Genomic DNA, 14,988 nt, shown 5'->3' on the forward strand with positions numbered 1-14,988 from the left:
AACGCTCCCCAAGCCCCCGACTCAGCGACTGCATGACCGAACGCAGAATGCCCGCCATCGTGCCTGACGACGCCTCCGCCGACCTCGTGGATCTTGCCGACGCCGCAAGCCCGCAGGCTCAGGTCGCCGAGCCTCCGGCATCGACATCCGCCAGACGCGGCATGAAGCGCGACGCCCGGGCGGCGGGCGCTGACGCGAGCACAGGCGCGGGGACAGACGCCGTCGATGTCACGCCGAAATCGCCCAAAGGTAAAAAGCCAGCAAAGGATGCGAAGGACGCGAAGGACAAGAAGACCGCCAAGCCTGCTGCGAAAAAAGCCGCCGGCAGTGCAGACAAACTCGCCAAGCTCGGGCTCAAGCGCGACATCGACCTGATCCTGCACCTGCCGATGCGCTACGAGGACGAAACCACGCTGCGCAAGATCGGCGAAGTGTTGCCCAGCGAGCTCGCACAGGTCGAGGGCGTGGTGACATCGAGCGACGTGGCGTATCGTCCAAGACGCCAGTGGGTGGTACGCATCGCCGACGACGGGCACGAATTGGTGCTGCGTTTTCTGAATTTTTACGGCAGTCAGCAAAAGCAGCTCGCCATCGGCACACGCGTCCGCGTGCGCGGCGAAGTGCGCGGCGGGTTCTTCGGACTGGAGATGGTGCACCCCGCGTATCGCGTGGTGCAGGACGCCGCCGCGCCGCTGCCGGAGTCGCTCACGCCGGTGTATCCGAGTGCGGCGGGGCTATCGCAGGCGTACCTGCGCAAGGCGATCCACAACGCGATGGATCGCACGCCGCTGCCCGAATTGCTGCCGCCCGGATTGCTGCAAGACGCCATAGGGCCCGATCATCCGCTCCCGGCGCTGGCCGATGCCGTGCGTCTGCTTCATGCGCCGCCGCCGAACGTCTCCGAGACGGCGCTCATGGAGCGCTCGCACCCGGCGTGGCTACGTATCAAATGCGAGGAATTGCTTGCCCAGCAGCTCTCGCTCAAGCGGGCACAGGCGGCGCGTCGGCGTCTGCGTGCCCCTGCCCTTGGCGAGCGCGTGCCGGGCGGTTTGCTCGAACGCTTCGAAGCGGCGCTGCCGTTTCGCCTGACGGGGGCGCAGCAGCGCGTGTGGGCCGAGATTCGTGCCGATCTGGCCGAGGCGCATCCCATGCAGCGTCTGCTGCAAGGCGACGTCGGCAGCGGTAAGACGATCATCGCGGCGCTGGCGGCGGCACAAGCCATCGATGCGGGATTCCAGGCGGCCATCATGGCGCCCACGGAAATCCTCGCGGAGCAGCACCTGCGCAAACTGTCGGCGTGGCTCACGCCGCTGGGTGTCGAGGTCGCGTGGCTCGCGGGCAGCATGAAAGCGAAGGAAAAGCGCGAAGCGCTGGCGCGCGTGGCCAGCGGCGAAGCGCAACTGGTCATTGGCACACACGCCATCATTCAGGACACGGTCACGTTCGCTCGCCTGGGCATGGCGGTGGTGGACGAACAGCATCGCTTCGGCGTGGCGCAGCGGCTCGCGCTGCGCAGCAAGATGCAAACGGCCGGCATGGGCCCGAACGCCATGCCGCACCAACTGATGATGAGCGCCACGCCGATCCCGCGCACGCTCGCCATGACGTACTACGCCGACCTCGACGTCTCCGTCATCGACGAATTACCGCCCGGACGCAGTCCCGTCGTGACGAAGCTCATCAGCGACACGCGTCGCCCGGAGGTGATCGACCGGGTGCGCGCGGCGGCGCTTGCCGGACGTCAGGTGTACTGGGTGTGTCCGCTGATCGAAGAGAGCGAAGCGCTGCAATTGCAAACGGCCGTGGACACCCACGCGCAACTGGTTGCGGCGCTGCCGGAGTTGCGCGTCGGCCTCGTGCATGGGCGCCTGTCGCCTGCCGAGAAGGCGGCTGTGATGGATGACTTCACGCGAGGCGACACGCATCTGCTCGTGGCCACGACGGTGATCGAAGTCGGCGTGGATGTCCCGAATGCGTCTCTCATGGTGATCGAACATGCCGAGCGCTTCGGCCTCGCCCAGTTGCATCAGTTGCGTGGTCGCGTCGGTCGTGGCTCGGCGGAGTCCGTGTGCTTGCTGATGTATGCCTCGCCGCTGTCCATGGGCGCCAAGGCGCGCTTGCAAACGATGCGTGAGACCACCGACGGCTTCGTCATCGCGCGGCGGGACCTGGAAATTCGCGGTCCGGGCGAGTTTCTCGGGGCGCGCCAGTCCGGTGCGGCGATGCTGCGCTTCGTCGATCTGAACGAGGACGCCTGGATGATTCCGGGCGCGCAGGAGGCCGCCGAGGCGCTGCTGAAGTCGCATCCGGGCGCAGTGGCCGCGCATCTGGAGCGTTGGCTCGGCGCGCGCGAAGACTATTTGAAGGCCTGACGGGCATCGCGTGCGCGCGTCACCCTATGCACGATCCGCGCCGCGCCGGTGGCGGTGGGGCGGGTAGATGACGGCAAGATGAGGGCAGGATGACGGCAAGGGCGTCGTCCTAAAACGGGCATTTGCCGTCCGATTGTGCTATAAAAAACAAAATCTATCGATTGCAGTGATTCGATTAATTTACACAGGTTAGGACGACATGACCCTCACGGAACTCAAGTACATCGTGGCGGTGGCGCGAGAACGCCATTTCGGTCGCGCGGCGGAAGCCTGTTTCGTCAGCCAGCCGACGCTCTCGGTGGCCATCAAGAAGCTCGAAGATGAGCTGAACGTACAAATTTTCGAGCGGGGTGCTGCCGAAGTGAGCGTGACGCCCCTCGGCGAGCAGATCGTCGCGCAGGCGCAGCGCGTGCTCGAACAGACCATCGCCATCAAGGAAATTGCCAAGCAGGGACGCGATCCGCTCGCGGGTCCGTTGCGTCTGGGCGTGATCTACACCATCGGGCCGTATCTGCTACCGGCGCTGGTCAAGCAAATGATCGAGACCACGCCGCAGATGCCGCTGATGCTGCAAGAGAACTACACCCTCAAGCTCATCGAGTTGCTCAAGCAAGGCGAGATCGATGCGGCCATCATGGCGCTGCCGTTCCCGGAGAGCGGGCTGATGGTGCGTCCGCTGTACGACGAGCCGTTCGTCGTGGCGCTGCCGCGCTCACACCCGTGGGCCGGACGTGAGCATATCGACGCGGGCGATCTGAAGCAGGAGACGATGCTGCTGCTCGGCAGCGGTCACTGCTTCCGCGATCATGTGCTGGGCGTCTGCCCGGAACTGATGCGTTTCTCGCAGAATGCCGACGGCATCCAGAAGACGTTCGAAGGCTCGTCGCTGGAGACGATTCGGCATATGGTCGCCAGCGGTGTCGGTATCACCGTGTTGCCGAAGACGTCCGTACCCGAGACGCAGGCCCCGGATAGCTTGCTGAGCTACGTGCCGTTCTCGGCGCCGGTGCCGGACCGTCGCGTTGTGCTCGCGTGGCGCAAGAGCTTCACGCGTCTGCCGGCGATCGAGGCCGTGGCACAGGCGATCGCCAGATGCGACCTGCCGGGTGTCATTCCCCTCGATCTGCCAGCAACGTCCAACTGATCGGCGAACAGGTCGGTCGTGCCCGATCGACCTGAAGCTTTCGCCATATCCCGCATCGCTCGCCTTCGCTTCATCTGCCTCATCCGTCCCGCGCAGTATCCCGACGGCTGATCCACGCCCGATCCACGCCCGACCCACGCAATACCCCGGTCGTCCGCTTCAGTCCTTACGCCAACGCGTACGCCACTGCCTAGTGCTGCCTAGTACTGCGGCGTATTGCTTTTGCCTATGAAATATATAAAAACGATTAATTCGACCGTTTTAATTAAAATAATTAATCTAGTCGCACGCGCTTGACGGCGATGCCACCGAAGGGGGACGCGCCATTCAGACGCCGATGAACGCCCGCCGCAGAACCACGCATCCGAAGGTGCCGCCATGACCCATCTCAAAGCCTATTTGCACGACATCGAGACCACGCTGGAACACGTCCTTGCGGACTTTGCGCTGATGGGCGCATGAGCCTCGATGCGGGCGCGATGCAAGCAAGCCGGGAGGCATTCGGGAACGAGTGCCCGATCAGGAAACAGGATTCAGGAAACAGGAGAGCGTCACATGTCCGATACCAAGAAACTCACGACTGCCGCCGGTGCGCCGGTGACCGATAACCAGAACACGCTGACGGCTGGCCCGCGCGGCCCGGCACTGCTGCAGGACGTCTGGCTGATCGAAAAGCTGGCCCACTTCGACCGTGAAGTGATTCCCGAGCGTCGCGTTCACGCCAAGGGCTCCGGCGCGTTCGGCAAGCTGACCATTACGCACGACATTACGAAATACACGCGCGCCCGTGTGTTCGAATCCGTGGGCAAGGAAACGCCCGTGTTCCTGCGCTTCTCGACCGTGGCGGGCGAGCGGGGCGCTGCCGACGCCGAGCGCGATGTGCGCGGCTTTGCCCTGAAGTTCTACACCGACGAAGGCAACTGGGATCTGGTGGGCAACAACACGCCGGTGTTCTTCATTCGCGACGCCCTCAAATTCCCGGACTTCATCCATACGCAAAAGCGGGATCCGAAGACCAACATGCGTAACCCGACGGCGGCGTGGGACTTTTGGTCGCGCTCGCCGGAATCGCTCCATCAGGTCACCATCCTCATGAGCGATCGCGGTATTCCGAAGAATTACCGCCAGCAGCACGGCTTCGGCTCGCACACTTTCAGCTTCATTAACGCGGCCAACGAACGCTTCTGGGTCAAGTTCCACTTCAAGTCGATGCAGGGTGTCGAGAACATCACGAATGCCGAGGCGGCGCAACTCGTCGGTGACGACCGCGAGAGCCATCAGCGAGATCTTTTCGAGGCCATCGAAGCCGGCAACTTCCCGCGCTGGCGCATGCAGGTGCAGGTGATGCCCGAGGCAGATGCCGCGACCTATCGCTTCAATCCCTTCGACATTACGAAGGTGTGGCCGCACGGCGATTACCCGCTGATCGACGTGGGCGTGCTGGAGCTCAACCGGAATCCGGAGAACTATTTCGCGGAGGTGGAGCAGGCGGCATTCAATCCGGGCAATGTGGTGCCGGGTATCGGTTTCTCACCCGATCGTCTGTTGCAGGGGCGTCTGTTCTCGTACGGCGACACGCAGCGTTATCGCCTCGGGGTGAATCACAGCGCGATTCCGGTCAATGCGCCAAAGTGCCCGTTCCACAACAGCTTCCATCGCGACGGCGCAATGCGGGTGGACGGCAACCTGGGCGGCACACCGAACTACGAGCCGAACCGCTACGGGGCTTTTGCAGAACAGCCGGAGTATCGCGATCCGCAGCAGGCGGTAGGGGCGGTCGCGGATCGCTTCGATCATCGTGACGATGACGACTATTACTCACAGCCGCGTGCGCTCTTCCGGCTGTTCGACGATGGCCAGAAAGCGCGTCTGTTCGGCAACATCGCGGCGTCGATGCAAGGCGTGCCGGACGATGTCGCCGAGCGCCAGATCGGACACTTCGCGAAGATCGATCCGGCGTACGCGCAGGGGGTGATCGCGGCCCGCAAGGCGCTGGCGAAGTAAGGCCCGAGCTCGCTGGTCGGACGTCTGCAAAGCGCACGTCGTGCGCCAGATCAGGCGGCCGGCCAGAACGCGCGGATCGCTGCAATGCCGTAAGCACCGGCGTTGCGAGCGCTGGCAAGTGTCTCGGCGCGCATGCCGCCGAGTGCAAACACCGGCAGCGACGTCTGTGCAGCGAGGGCGGTGAACGCGGGCCAGCCGAGCGGTGTTGCGTCCGGGTGCGTGGCCGTGGCGAGGACAGGCGACAGCGTGACGAAGTCGAGACCAAGTCGCGTGGCTTGCGCCAGTTGTGCGGCGTCGTGACAGGCGGCGCTAACGAGCTTCCAACCTGCCGGGCGGGTCTCGCATGCCATGAGGCGCGCGCTGGTGAGGTGCCAGCCGTCGGCCTGCGGCACCGTGCCGTCAGTGGTGCCCAGCCAGCGATCCGCCACGTCATGCGGTGGGTTGAGGATGAGTTGCGCGTGCGCCGCGTGCGTCAGCGCCAATGCACTTTCGGCCAACGCACGATAACCGTCCGCATCGAGCGAGCGATTACGAAGTTGTACGAGACGTGTGCCGCGCGCGAGCGCCTGGGCCAATTGCGAGGCAAATGCCGCAATCTGCGCACGCGAGGCGATATCCGGCGTGACCAGAAGCTGGCGCGGCAATGCAGGCGAGTCGGGCTGGCCGTGCGGCGAGGTGTCGTGAGAGGTGTCGTGAGTGATGGCGCTCTCGCGCGACGTTCCGGCAGGACGTATGGGCATCGAGGGATAGTAGGCGGCGCGATCGACGCATTGACGCAATTGAGGCGTCCGGACGCGTTGGCGGAATCGTTCCTGATCATTTGGAATGGGCGAAGTGTAACCGGAATAGCGCAACGAAAGTCTTGCGGAAAGTACGGAGGACACCGGCCCGACGTTCAACACGCTGCCGCCGATGTTCGAAGGTCAGGACAACGAACTCGCGATGGCCGTCGATCAGCTCGCCGAGCGCATTCGGGTGCTTGGTTACCCGGCACAGGGCGCGTACAAGAAACCTGCGAAGCTATCGTCGATTCCCATGGCGTGCGTTCTCTTCGCTATCGGACGAGAAGGCCAATAGAGAAAGGGTGCACTCTGCGGTGCAGTCCAGTACACTCGCCGGATGCCTTTCGACTGGCTCGCCCGAAACCTCCTTGTCAGCTTGTTCCTGCCGCCCGCCAATGTGCTGGTGCTCGCGGGGCTGGCGTTCGTCCTGTGGCGGCGCTGTCCGCGCATCGGGCGAGTGTTGGCGGTAGTGGCCGTGCTTGCGCTTTGGGGGCAGGCGATGCCGTGGGTCGGTCAGTGGCTTTCCCGTCCGCTCGAAGTCGGCAAGGCGGTTGATCCCAAGACGCTCGACGCCTCGGCGGCGGCGGCCGGTAGCGCCGCAACGCGTGCGCAGGCTGTCGTGATACTGGGGGGCGGCATGAGCTTCGGCGCGCCGGAGTTCGGACGCGAGAACGCTGTGGATCTGAGCGAGGCGACGCTTGCCCGGGTGCGCTACGGCGCCTTTCTCGCACGACGGGCCCAACTGCCCGTGCTGGTCTCCGGCGGCAGCCCCACCGGACGCACGGCCGAGGCGCCAATCATGGCGCAGGTCGCGACCGGTGAGTTCGGCGTGCCGGTGCGCTGGATCGAAGGACAATCATTGAACACGGCGCAAAACGCCATTTTCAGTGCGCGTATGCTGAGCAACGTCGGCGTGTCGCGCATCTATCTGGTCACGAGTGCCTGGCATATGCGCCGCGCCCGTGAGCAGTTCGAGCGGGCTGGTCTGACGGTGGTACCCGCACCGTGCTGCCATGCCATGACGCTCGAACCGGACGCGGTTCCCGGCTGGTGGCCAACCCTCGAAGGCATGCGCACCACACGTGCGGCGTTGCGCGAGTGGATGGCGCTTGGCGTGGGGCACTGAGCGGACGGCTGTTCGCCGGGCGCCCCGATTTTGTGCCCCCGGGGGCGGAACACAGCAGGAATTTCCGGAGTCATGCCTGTTCAGTACGTAAGTACGTAAGTACGTGAGTGCAGGCTCCCTGAATTGCTAACCCTAAACGAGAGAGACGTATGAAGACAAAAGCTGTCCTGAGCGTTGAAGACGTGCAGAAGATCAACGCGGCCGCCGTCGCGGAAGCGACCGCGAACGGCTGGAATGTGTGCATCACCATTGTCGACGACGGCGGCCACGCCCTGTCGCTGCATCGCATGGATGGTGCGGCCCCGAGCACGGCCATGATGTCGCTCGGCAAGGCGCAGACTTCGGCCGTCGGCCGTCGTGAGAGCGGCGCCTTCGAAGAGATGATCAATGGCGGGCGCTTCGCATTCCTGAGCGCACCGAACACCGCCATGCTCGAAGGCGGCGTGCCCATTATTGTCGACGGCAACGTGGTCGGCGCCGTGGGCGTGTCGGGTGTGAAGTCGGCGCAGGACGCGCAGATTGCCCGCGCCGGCATCGCTGCCGTCACTGGCGCATAAACCCCCGACAACACCGACAACACCGACCGGTAACCCGCCTGGGTCTCGTGTATTGCCGGGGCGTGGCGGCCCGGCGTGCATCGGAAACGAAAAGCATCGTCAACGAATGTTGGCGATGCTTTTTTTATCTGCGCACAAAGCGCATAGCCAAAGAAAAACCCGTTCTCTCGAACGGGTTAAGGGCTTGTCAGGCCGGTTGGCGCCACCTGAGGCTTGGCAGGTCGCGCCACGAGGAGAACATCAATGAAACTGAAGTGGACGGACAAAAAAAGCGGCTTGGCTGGCGCGCAACGCAGGTAGAGAGGGGCTTGCCGTAACTACATGGGATCGCGTTGCGTTCGCTGGCTACTGCCAAACACCTCTTAGGCGAGGTGGTCCCCACAAAACTCGGTGAAGGTGGCGGCAAGGTCGTGGTCTCGCCGCCGCCAAAATGCTTTATGCCTGCTTGTACCTCTATTTGTAGCTTTATCTGTACCTCTGTTCTCCGTCGGCTTCTCGTCGACGACGTTGAATTCGGCGGCTTACTTCGTCAGGATCAGTTTGCCGTAGCGCGTAGCGCGCAGTTGGTACGTCTGTCCGTTGTGCAGGATGTTCACGCACTGCGTGCCCTGCAACAGGTGATCGCTCGTGAGCACACGGCCGTTGGTCGGGCTGGCCGGCTTGTCTGCCGCCGGGCTGGCCACTGGCGTGCGCGACACCGAGAGGGTGCGGCGAGGTGCTGTGGCGGGCGTGGTCGGGCGGGCAGTGGTGTGGCTTGTCATCTCGCTCATCCGTGTGGCTGACTGTGAGGAGAATATTAAATGAGAATCATTCCCATTTGTATTTGAATTTGACTATTGCGCTCTTTGATCGAGTAGGTTTTGGCTAATTCGGAATGGCCGGACGCTGCCTTCACTTGTCCGGCCGTCATTTGACACACGGGGCGCAGACGTAGCACCCGCGCGGGATCAGCCCAGCTCGCCCTGCTCCGCGAGTTCGCGAATCCGACGGACCGTGTCGATGTCGGCTTCGCGGTAGGCCGATTTCACAAATTCGCTGTAACGCGTATCGGCCGTCGGAGCATCCTCCGGCAGCGTTGTGCTGTAGGTGAATCGCACGAAGTAGTGCGTCGGATTGGGTTCTTCGATACGCATCGTGAGGGTGCCGCCTGCATGCGCGTCGGTGGCTGCCGTCTCATATCGCACGGCGTCCTGCGCTTCGAAGACGACGCGGTCGAGCACCACGGTCTGCCCAAAGCGAAGCTCGCGATCGAGCGTGGTCTCGGTACGCTCGTGCATGATGCATTCGTCGAGTCCCAGCACGAACGCCTGCGGCTGTTCGGCGCGCAGCACGAGGCCGCGCCACAGTTGGTCGCGCGTGAGGGCGAGAGTCAGCGGGTTCAGGAGGTCGTTGACCTCGATCAGGTGTTCGTACTGCAAGACTATTTCCCCTTAAATCCTGTAAATCGCTTCGGGTCGAAGCGACCGGCGCGCGAGTGTCGCACCGGCTCGGCACCCGGCATTACTCGACCAGCGAACTCTCGATGGCGACAGTGCCCGATAGCACCTTGTGAATTGGGCACGCATTGGCGATTTCCAAGAGGCGCTGACGCTGCTCCTCGGATAAGTCGCCTGCCAGTTCGATCTTGCGGGTGATTTGCGTCGTTCCGACGGGCGGCTTGCCGTCCGGGTTCATCGCCAGTGTCACTTTCACGTCCTTGAGCGGCCATTCCTTGCGTCGCGCATACATGTGCAACGTGATCGACGTGCATGCCCCGAGGCTCGAGAGCAGCAACGCAGCCGGCGCCGGACCCAGATCGCCGCCGCCTAGCGTTTCCGGCTCGTCGGCGATCCACTCGTGCTTGCCGTCAGACAGATGGGTGGTGTAACCCGCGGCGCCCAGATGGGCGGTGACAATCGCTTCTGCGGCCATGGTGGCTCCTTTTATGCGCTAATCCGCAACGTCTCGAACGTTCTGATGGGTGTTAATGAAAGCGGCCCAGCGAAATTGGGCCACCTCACGCTCTGTTCACTCTGAGTGTCATTGTGACCGAATTTCGCCGGGCCGTCGGCATTGGCGCGAACCGCCGGTTCGCATCATGACGCTGGGATGTGCCGCGCGCGTGGTTCAGGTACGCGAGACCGACGCCGGGATGTGCCCCATGCGTCCTGCCTGAAAGTCGAGGATCGCCTGACGAATCTCGCTCTCCGTGTTCATCACGAACGGGCCGTAACGCGCCACCGGCTCGCCCAGCGGCTTGCCGCCGATGAGCAGGAACGACAGCGGGGTGTCGCCATCGTTACGCACCGTCACGCTTTCGCCTTGCGTGCCGAACACGACCATCTGATGCGCCTTTGCGGCGGTGGCTTCCGGACCGAAGTGGCCCTCGCCGTCGATCACGTAAGCGAAGACGTTGAAGTCGGCGGGCACCGGGTGATCCAGCAGCGCCTGCGGTTGCAACGTGAAGTGCTGATACAGGATCGGCGTGCGTGTCTCGATGGCGGCACGCGTACCCAGGGCCTCACCGGCGATCACCCGTACCCAGACCTTGCCGTCGTCGCTCGTTGCCGTCGGAATACCGGCTGCCGGCAGCTCCTGATAGCGCGGCGTCATCATCTTGTCGGTGCTCGGCAGATTCACCCACAACTGGAAACCGTGCATCTCGCCGCCGCGCTGCTGAAATGCGTGCGACGGCTCTTCCGAGTGAATGACGCCGGCGCCCGCCGTCATCCACTGCACGTCGCCCGGAGTGAGCTTGCCTGCATGACCTTGCGAGTCACGGTGTTCCATCTCTCCGGCGAGCAGATAGGTCACGGTCTCGAAGCCGCGATGCGGGTGATCGGGCGCGCCCTTGGCGTCGCCGGGGGCGACCTGCATCGGCCCCATTTCGTCGAGCAGCAGGAACGGATCGAAATCCATCATCATGCGCGTCGGAAACGGACGGTTGACGTGAAAGCCGGCGCCTTCCTGCGTTTGCGCAGCCGTGAAGACGCGGGCAACCGGACGGGCGTAGGGGGTGCTCATGGGGAAATCTCCTGTGAGGATGCGCGCCGCAGTCGGGAGGTGTGGCGTTGCGGCATCCGTTGTCATGTCCCCACTATATCGGGGCGCCCCGCCCAGGGAGTAGTCCGGAACGCAGGAAGGATTGTTACCAAATTGGAACAGTCACCGAGAAGTCCGGGGAAAAGGGAGCATTTACGGATCGTACGGGCGAAAAAAAAGCGCGGTGACCAGCACCGCGCCTGCGCGTCTGTGATTTGCGAACGTCCCGGACTTACTTGGCCGGTTCGGTCACGAAGCCGAGCTTGGTCACGCCCGCCGTCTGGGCTTCCGAGAGCACTTTGGCAACGCTTTCGTAACGCACGCTCTTGTCCGCGAACAAGTGCAATTCCGGCTGCGGCTGCGCTTCCGCGGCCTGCGCCAGACGCGCCTTGAGCGTTGCGTCGTCGATCTGCTGCTTGTCCCAGAAGACGCTGCCGTCCGCCTGGATCGAGAGGTCGACCTTGGCAGGCTTGGTGTCTTCCGGCTGGCTGCTTGCCTGCGGTAGATCGAGTTTGACCGCGTGATTGAGCACCGGCAGTGTCACGATGAAGATGATCAGCAGCACCAGCATGACGTCGACGAGCGGCGTCATGTTGATCTCGCTCATCATGGCGTCATCGGCACCGTCGTCGCTGCTGTATGAACCCATAGCCATAACGAACTCCTTCTCTTGCGCGGCCGCTTAGCTGGCGCTGGCCGACGTGGACTTGCGCACCGGCGTGACGTTGCTGGTGAACTGCGTCGAATGCACGCTGGCGCCCGTCAGGAAGTAACCGTGCAGGCTGTGCGCGAAGCGGTTGAGCTTCGAGACGATGCCCTTGTTCGCGCGGGTCAGCGCGTTAAAGCCCAGCACGGCCGGAATGGCAACGAACAGGCCGAAGGCCGTCATGATGAGGGCTTCACCGACCGGTCCGGCCACCTTGTCGATGGTCGTCTGGCCCGAGGCGCCAATGGCCAGCAGGGCGTGATAAATGCCCCACACCGTGCCGAACAGACCGACGAACGGCGAGGTCGAGCCGATCGAGGCGAGCATGGCCAGACCGCTTTGCAGACGCGAGACCGTGTCGTCCACCGAGTTCTTCAGTGCGCGCGTGATCCAGTCGCTCACGTCCATCTTGTCGTGCAGGTGCGGCTGGCTCTGGCGATGGTGCTCGGCGGCGTCCTGACCGGCGAGGGCGAGCGCCAGGAACGGGTTGTTCTGACCCGATTCGCCCAGCTTTTGCAGGCCGGCGGAGAAATTCTCCGAGTGCCAGAAGTCCGGCTCGGCGGTGCGCGTAAGACGGCTCAGACGGAAAACCTGCGTGCCCTTGATGATGATGACCGTCCAGGACAGCACCGACATTACCAGCAACACGATCGCAATGGCGCGGGTGACGAAATCGCCCTGTGACCAGACGTGGCTCAAACCATACTCTTGCATTTTTCGTTCCTCGGAAGATCCAGGTAGATCGTTAATCGTTCAGATTGAAGTTAAACGGTTTGGTCGCGGCGGCTTCCACCGCGCGGCCACCTTGCATCGGGGGAGCGCAGCGCATCGCGAGTGCGGCGGTGCGCGCTGCCTGATCGAGACGGGGGAATCCGCTCGACTTCACCACATTGGCGCTCGAGACCACACCCCGGGTGTCGATCACGAGACGCAGCGTCACGATGCCTTCTTCGCCGACGCGGCGCGATTGCGTCGGGTAGACCACGCGCGGCTCGTCGCACTTCACGGCCAGCCCTTCGATCGGGCCGGACGGCGCGGGTGCCGGGGCCGGCGCAGGCGGTGCAGGCGGCGTGGGCGCCGCTTGCTGCACCGGCTCCGGCGTCGTTTGCTGTGGCGGTGCGACCGGTTCGGCCTTTTGCGTGATGGCGTTCTTGGGTTGCTCGCGCGGCTTCGGCGGCGGGGGGGCGACCTTCGGCTTGGGCGGTTCCGGCTGCGGTTTGGGCGGCGCGGGTTGCGGCGGCGTCGGCGCGGGCGTGAGCGGAATGATCGTCGCGGTAAACGTCGTCGGCTCGATCGTCGCCTTTTCAGGTTCGTTGCGCAGGTGCGACAAACCGACCAGAGCGGCGATGTGAACGACAACGATCGCGGCGGCAATCGCGATGGCGCGCGGCGACGTCAGCGGATCGCGAAATTGCGTAAGCGCAAGACCTGATTCAGGCACGGCGGGGGACACGGCGGTCGACATGATAACGGCTAGGGTACGCTAATTTGCGGCAATGAACGGTGAGAGCAGTAAGCGCTGCGAATCTTGCCCCGGGCGTGCCCGGCGTGCCGGGGCGCGAGGCCTCGGTGTGCGGAACCGGCCGTACGCTCAAAGGAAAACCGCGCCAGGGGCGCGGTCGGCGAACACGGTCAATCGGCAAGCGTTCGCAAACTCACCTTCGAAACAGGAAAAACGACAAACACAGCGTCGAAACAAAGCCAATCAGGAGTTCCATCTGACACCTCCAGGGTGACAAGTCGCTGGCTGGCACGTGACGCCGCGAGACGTCTGGCTGGCTCCGTTGCCTCGTGACTGCCAGGCGGTCACGTCGGCGAGATTCCACAAGTCCGGAAACACAAAGCGGAAACACAAAGCGAAAGCACAATGGCGAGGACATGCCTCGCCATGGACAGTCGAACGCTCAGGCCGCGAGGGCGAGTTCCTGACGCATCACCACGACTTCCGTCGTCGTCTCGACGCTGGCGGACTGGCAGCAGCCACCGCACGAGCGACCACAGCACGGCGTGGCGCCGGTCACCATTTCCTGAACGTATGGTCCGCACTTGCCGCAGCACAGCGCAACGCCGAGGTCGATCTGAAGATCTTCCATCGTGGTGGCACCGGCATCGAGGCAAGCCTTGATCTGACGGTCGGAAACGGATTTACATACGCAGACGATCATGGTGAAAACGTCAAAATGTAACACTAATGAGAATAATTATTATTTAAGTTGACGTCTTTTGCAAGCGCCATCGACCTATTCCATGGCACGCACAGGGATATACGGAAATGGTGTCAGACAGGAATGATGGGAAGGTTGGGGCGACCTTCGGGACGCCCCCGAGCCGGAATCGGGCTCAGACCAGACCAGCCGCGGCTTGCGGGGCGATTGGCGCGTCGATGGCCGACGCTGTCTCAGGAATTTCGACCGTCGCGACGCGCGGGACATTTGTCAGCAGACGGTCCGCCATCGTCTGAAGGGCATTCGCGTTGGCGGTCGTGAACAATTGGAGGCTGCCGGTGCTGCCCTGCACGTCGTCCACGTCGTTACGCGACGGCGCCAGCAGATCGTCGGCCTCAAGTCTGCGTTGAAGCTGACGGGCAATGGCCGCGCCGGTGTCGATGAGCGTGAGCGCCGTGCCGAAGTGACGCTCGATGGCCGGGATCAGAAAAGGGTAATGGGTGCAACCCAGCACGAGCGTGTCGGCCCCTTGCGCCACCATCGGCGCAATGTACTTGTCCAGCAGCGCCACGACCTCGGACGAATCGACGTCGCCGGCCTCGATACGCTCGACCAGTCCATGCCCCGGCTGGCAAAGGAAACGCTGGCCTTGTGCGGTGTGACGTGCGAGCAGATCGGCGAAGCGTGCGCTGCGCAGCGTCGCTGCCGTGGCAAGGACGCCGATGACACCGCTGCGCGATGCGGCCGCCGCGGGCTTGATGCCTGGCTCGACACCGACCACGGGCCACGATCCGTCGGCCCGCAACGCCGCGACGCCGTGGGCCGTGGCGGTGTTACAGGCGACGACAAACGCTTTCGCACCGTGCTCGCGAACCCATCGACCGATGGCGAGGCTGCGCTGTTCGAGGAACGCGTCGGGACGTTCACCGTAGGGGGCGTAACGGGAGTCGGCGACATACAGCAGCGACTCGTGCGGCAGCAGGGCGCGTACGGCCTGCAAGACGGAGAGGCCACCGAGGCCGGAATCGAAGACGCCAATCGGCGCGTTGGAGGGCATGGCAAATGAAAAAGGGCCGGCAAATGGCCGGCCCCGAAATTCTAGCGCAAAGCT

The 14,988-nt window shown here is 63.6% G+C and carries 15 protein-coding genes and 1 pseudogene; 6 read left to right on the plus strand and 10 right to left on the minus strand.

The genetic code is table 11. The features are described 5' to 3' along the window. The first annotated feature begins 32 nt into the window (after nucleotides 1–32). The 3 genes from recG to PCA31118_RS24305 all read left to right on the plus strand — a co-directional run bounded on the left by recG (nucleotide 33) and on the right by PCA31118_RS24305 (nucleotide 5,520). Entirely contained in the window at nucleotides 33–2,372 is a 2,340-nt protein-coding gene (gene recG, locus PCA31118_RS24295) for an ATP-dependent DNA helicase RecG (protein WP_150627539.1), read from the plus strand. A 199-nt stretch (nucleotides 2,373–2,571) separates the two neighbouring features. After that, nucleotides 2,572–3,516 carry a LysR substrate-binding domain-containing protein gene (locus tag PCA31118_RS24300; RefSeq protein WP_044454331.1) on the plus strand — a complete coding sequence of 315 codons (945 nt, stop codon included), beginning with the start codon at nucleotides 2,572–2,574 and terminating at the stop codon, nucleotides 3,514–3,516. 555 nt (nucleotides 3,517–4,071) lie between these two features. Further along, the gene (locus PCA31118_RS24305; RefSeq protein ID WP_150627540.1) at nucleotides 4,072–5,520 is read left to right on the plus strand and encodes a catalase; all 1,449 of its coding nucleotides are present in this window, start codon (nucleotides 4,072–4,074) and stop codon (nucleotides 5,518–5,520) included. Nucleotides 5,521–5,570: 50 nt separating this feature from the next. Here the strand turns inward: PCA31118_RS24305 and PCA31118_RS24310 are convergent, their stop codons facing one another. Beyond that, the gene (locus PCA31118_RS24310) at nucleotides 5,571–6,260 is read right to left on the minus strand and encodes a thiamine phosphate synthase (protein WP_150627541.1); all 690 of its coding nucleotides are present in this window, start codon (nucleotides 6,258–6,260) and stop codon (nucleotides 5,571–5,573) included. Nucleotides 6,261–6,402: 142 nt separating this feature from the next. On the opposite strand from PCA31118_RS24310, the pseudogene PCA31118_RS24315 reads away from it, so the two are divergent. The 3 genes and pseudogenes from PCA31118_RS24315 to PCA31118_RS24325 all read left to right on the plus strand — a co-directional run. Continuing rightward, nucleotides 6,403–6,561 (plus strand): annotated as a pseudogene (locus PCA31118_RS24315) (DNA starvation/stationary phase protection protein); the annotation flags it as partial. A gap of 78 nt (nucleotides 6,562–6,639) precedes the next feature. After that, nucleotides 6,640–7,428 carry a YdcF family protein gene (locus PCA31118_RS24320; RefSeq protein WP_150627542.1) on the plus strand — a complete coding sequence of 263 codons (789 nt, stop codon included), beginning with the start codon at nucleotides 6,640–6,642 and terminating at the stop codon, nucleotides 7,426–7,428. Nucleotides 7,429–7,577: 149 nt separating this feature from the next. Next, entirely contained in the window at nucleotides 7,578–7,985 is a 408-nt protein-coding gene (locus PCA31118_RS24325; protein WP_150627543.1) for a heme-binding protein, read from the plus strand. A gap of 521 nt (nucleotides 7,986–8,506) precedes the next feature. Here the strand turns inward: PCA31118_RS24325 and hemP are convergent. The 9 genes from hemP to murI all read right to left on the minus strand — a co-directional run bounded on the left by hemP (nucleotide 8,507) and on the right by murI (nucleotide 14,934). Continuing rightward, a complete protein-coding gene (gene hemP / locus PCA31118_RS24330; protein ID WP_150627544.1) occupies nucleotides 8,507–8,755 on the minus strand; it encodes a hemin uptake protein HemP in 249 nt (82 codons plus the stop codon). 177 nt (nucleotides 8,756–8,932) lie between these two features. Further along, nucleotides 8,933–9,403: an SRPBCC family protein gene (locus PCA31118_RS24335; RefSeq protein ID WP_150627545.1), complete on the minus strand. Its 471-nt coding sequence runs from the start codon at nucleotides 9,401–9,403 to the stop codon at nucleotides 8,933–8,935. Nucleotides 9,404–9,485: 82 nt separating this feature from the next. Next, nucleotides 9,486–9,896, minus strand: a complete 411-nt coding sequence (locus PCA31118_RS24340) for an OsmC family protein (protein WP_044454343.1) — start codon at nucleotides 9,894–9,896, stop codon at nucleotides 9,486–9,488. Between the two features lie 195 nt (nucleotides 9,897–10,091). Further along, nucleotides 10,092–10,988, minus strand: coding sequence for a pirin family protein (locus tag PCA31118_RS24345; protein WP_150627546.1), 897 nt, complete (start codon nucleotides 10,986–10,988; stop codon nucleotides 10,092–10,094). Between the two features lie 250 nt (nucleotides 10,989–11,238). Next, nucleotides 11,239–11,661 carry an ExbD/TolR family protein gene (locus PCA31118_RS24350; RefSeq protein ID WP_044454346.1) on the minus strand — a complete coding sequence of 141 codons (423 nt, stop codon included), beginning with the start codon at nucleotides 11,659–11,661 and terminating at the stop codon, nucleotides 11,239–11,241. Nucleotides 11,662–11,688: 27 nt separating this feature from the next. Then, nucleotides 11,689–12,426: a MotA/TolQ/ExbB proton channel family protein gene (locus tag PCA31118_RS24355; protein WP_046290946.1), complete on the minus strand. Its 738-nt coding sequence runs from the start codon at nucleotides 12,424–12,426 to the stop codon at nucleotides 11,689–11,691. A gap of 31 nt (nucleotides 12,427–12,457) precedes the next feature. Beyond that, nucleotides 12,458–13,177 carry an energy transducer TonB gene (locus PCA31118_RS24360; protein WP_052810899.1) on the minus strand — a complete coding sequence of 240 codons (720 nt, stop codon included), beginning with the start codon at nucleotides 13,175–13,177 and terminating at the stop codon, nucleotides 12,458–12,460. 439 nt (nucleotides 13,178–13,616) lie between these two features. Further along, nucleotides 13,617–13,877: a (2Fe-2S)-binding protein gene (locus PCA31118_RS24365; RefSeq protein ID WP_044454350.1), complete on the minus strand. Its 261-nt coding sequence runs from the start codon at nucleotides 13,875–13,877 to the stop codon at nucleotides 13,617–13,619. Nucleotides 13,878–14,052: 175 nt separating this feature from the next. Further along, complete coding sequence (murI, locus tag PCA31118_RS24370) at nucleotides 14,053–14,934, minus strand: glutamate racemase (protein ID WP_150627547.1); 882 nt, start codon at nucleotides 14,932–14,934, stop codon at nucleotides 14,053–14,055. Nucleotides 14,935–14,988 lie beyond the last annotated feature (54 nt).

This window comes from Pandoraea captiosa, assembly GCF_902459775.1.
Taxonomy (GTDB): domain Bacteria; phylum Pseudomonadota; class Gammaproteobacteria; order Burkholderiales; family Burkholderiaceae; genus Pandoraea; species Pandoraea captiosa.

What these genes read in the sequence shown, in the direction of transcription:
- hemP (WP_150627544.1), bottom strand. Translation starts at nt 8,755, where the DNA reads ATGAGCGAGATGACAAGCCACACCACTGCCCGCCCGACCACGCCCGCC.
- PCA31118_RS24320 (WP_150627542.1), top strand. Translation starts at nt 6,640, where the DNA reads ATGCCTTTCGACTGGCTCGCCCGAAACCTCCTTGTCAGCTTGTTCCTG.
- PCA31118_RS24325 (WP_150627543.1), top strand. Translation starts at nt 7,578, where the DNA reads ATGAAGACAAAAGCTGTCCTGAGCGTTGAAGACGTGCAGAAGATCAAC.
- murI (WP_150627547.1), bottom strand. Translation starts at nt 14,934, where the DNA reads ATGCCCTCCAACGCGCCGATTGGCGTCTTCGATTCCGGCCTCGGTGGC.
- PCA31118_RS24305 (WP_150627540.1), top strand. Translation starts at nt 4,072, where the DNA reads ATGTCCGATACCAAGAAACTCACGACTGCCGCCGGTGCGCCGGTGACC.
- recG (WP_150627539.1), top strand. Translation starts at nt 33, where the DNA reads ATGACCGAACGCAGAATGCCCGCCATCGTGCCTGACGACGCCTCCGCC.
- PCA31118_RS24360 (WP_052810899.1), bottom strand. Translation starts at nt 13,177, where the DNA reads ATGTCGACCGCCGTGTCCCCCGCCGTGCCTGAATCAGGTCTTGCGCTT.
- PCA31118_RS24365 (WP_044454350.1), bottom strand. Translation starts at nt 13,877, where the DNA reads ATGATCGTCTGCGTATGTAAATCCGTTTCCGACCGTCAGATCAAGGCT.
- PCA31118_RS24355 (WP_046290946.1), bottom strand. Translation starts at nt 12,426, where the DNA reads ATGCAAGAGTATGGTTTGAGCCACGTCTGGTCACAGGGCGATTTCGTC.
- PCA31118_RS24350 (WP_044454346.1), bottom strand. Translation starts at nt 11,661, where the DNA reads ATGGCTATGGGTTCATACAGCAGCGACGACGGTGCCGATGACGCCATG.
- PCA31118_RS24345 (WP_150627546.1), bottom strand. Translation starts at nt 10,988, where the DNA reads ATGAGCACCCCCTACGCCCGTCCGGTTGCCCGCGTCTTCACGGCTGCG.
- PCA31118_RS24310 (WP_150627541.1), bottom strand. Translation starts at nt 6,260, where the DNA reads ATGCCCATACGTCCTGCCGGAACGTCGCGCGAGAGCGCCATCACTCAC.
- PCA31118_RS24300 (WP_044454331.1), top strand. Translation starts at nt 2,572, where the DNA reads ATGACCCTCACGGAACTCAAGTACATCGTGGCGGTGGCGCGAGAACGC.
- PCA31118_RS24340 (WP_044454343.1), bottom strand. Translation starts at nt 9,896, where the DNA reads ATGGCCGCAGAAGCGATTGTCACCGCCCATCTGGGCGCCGCGGGTTAC.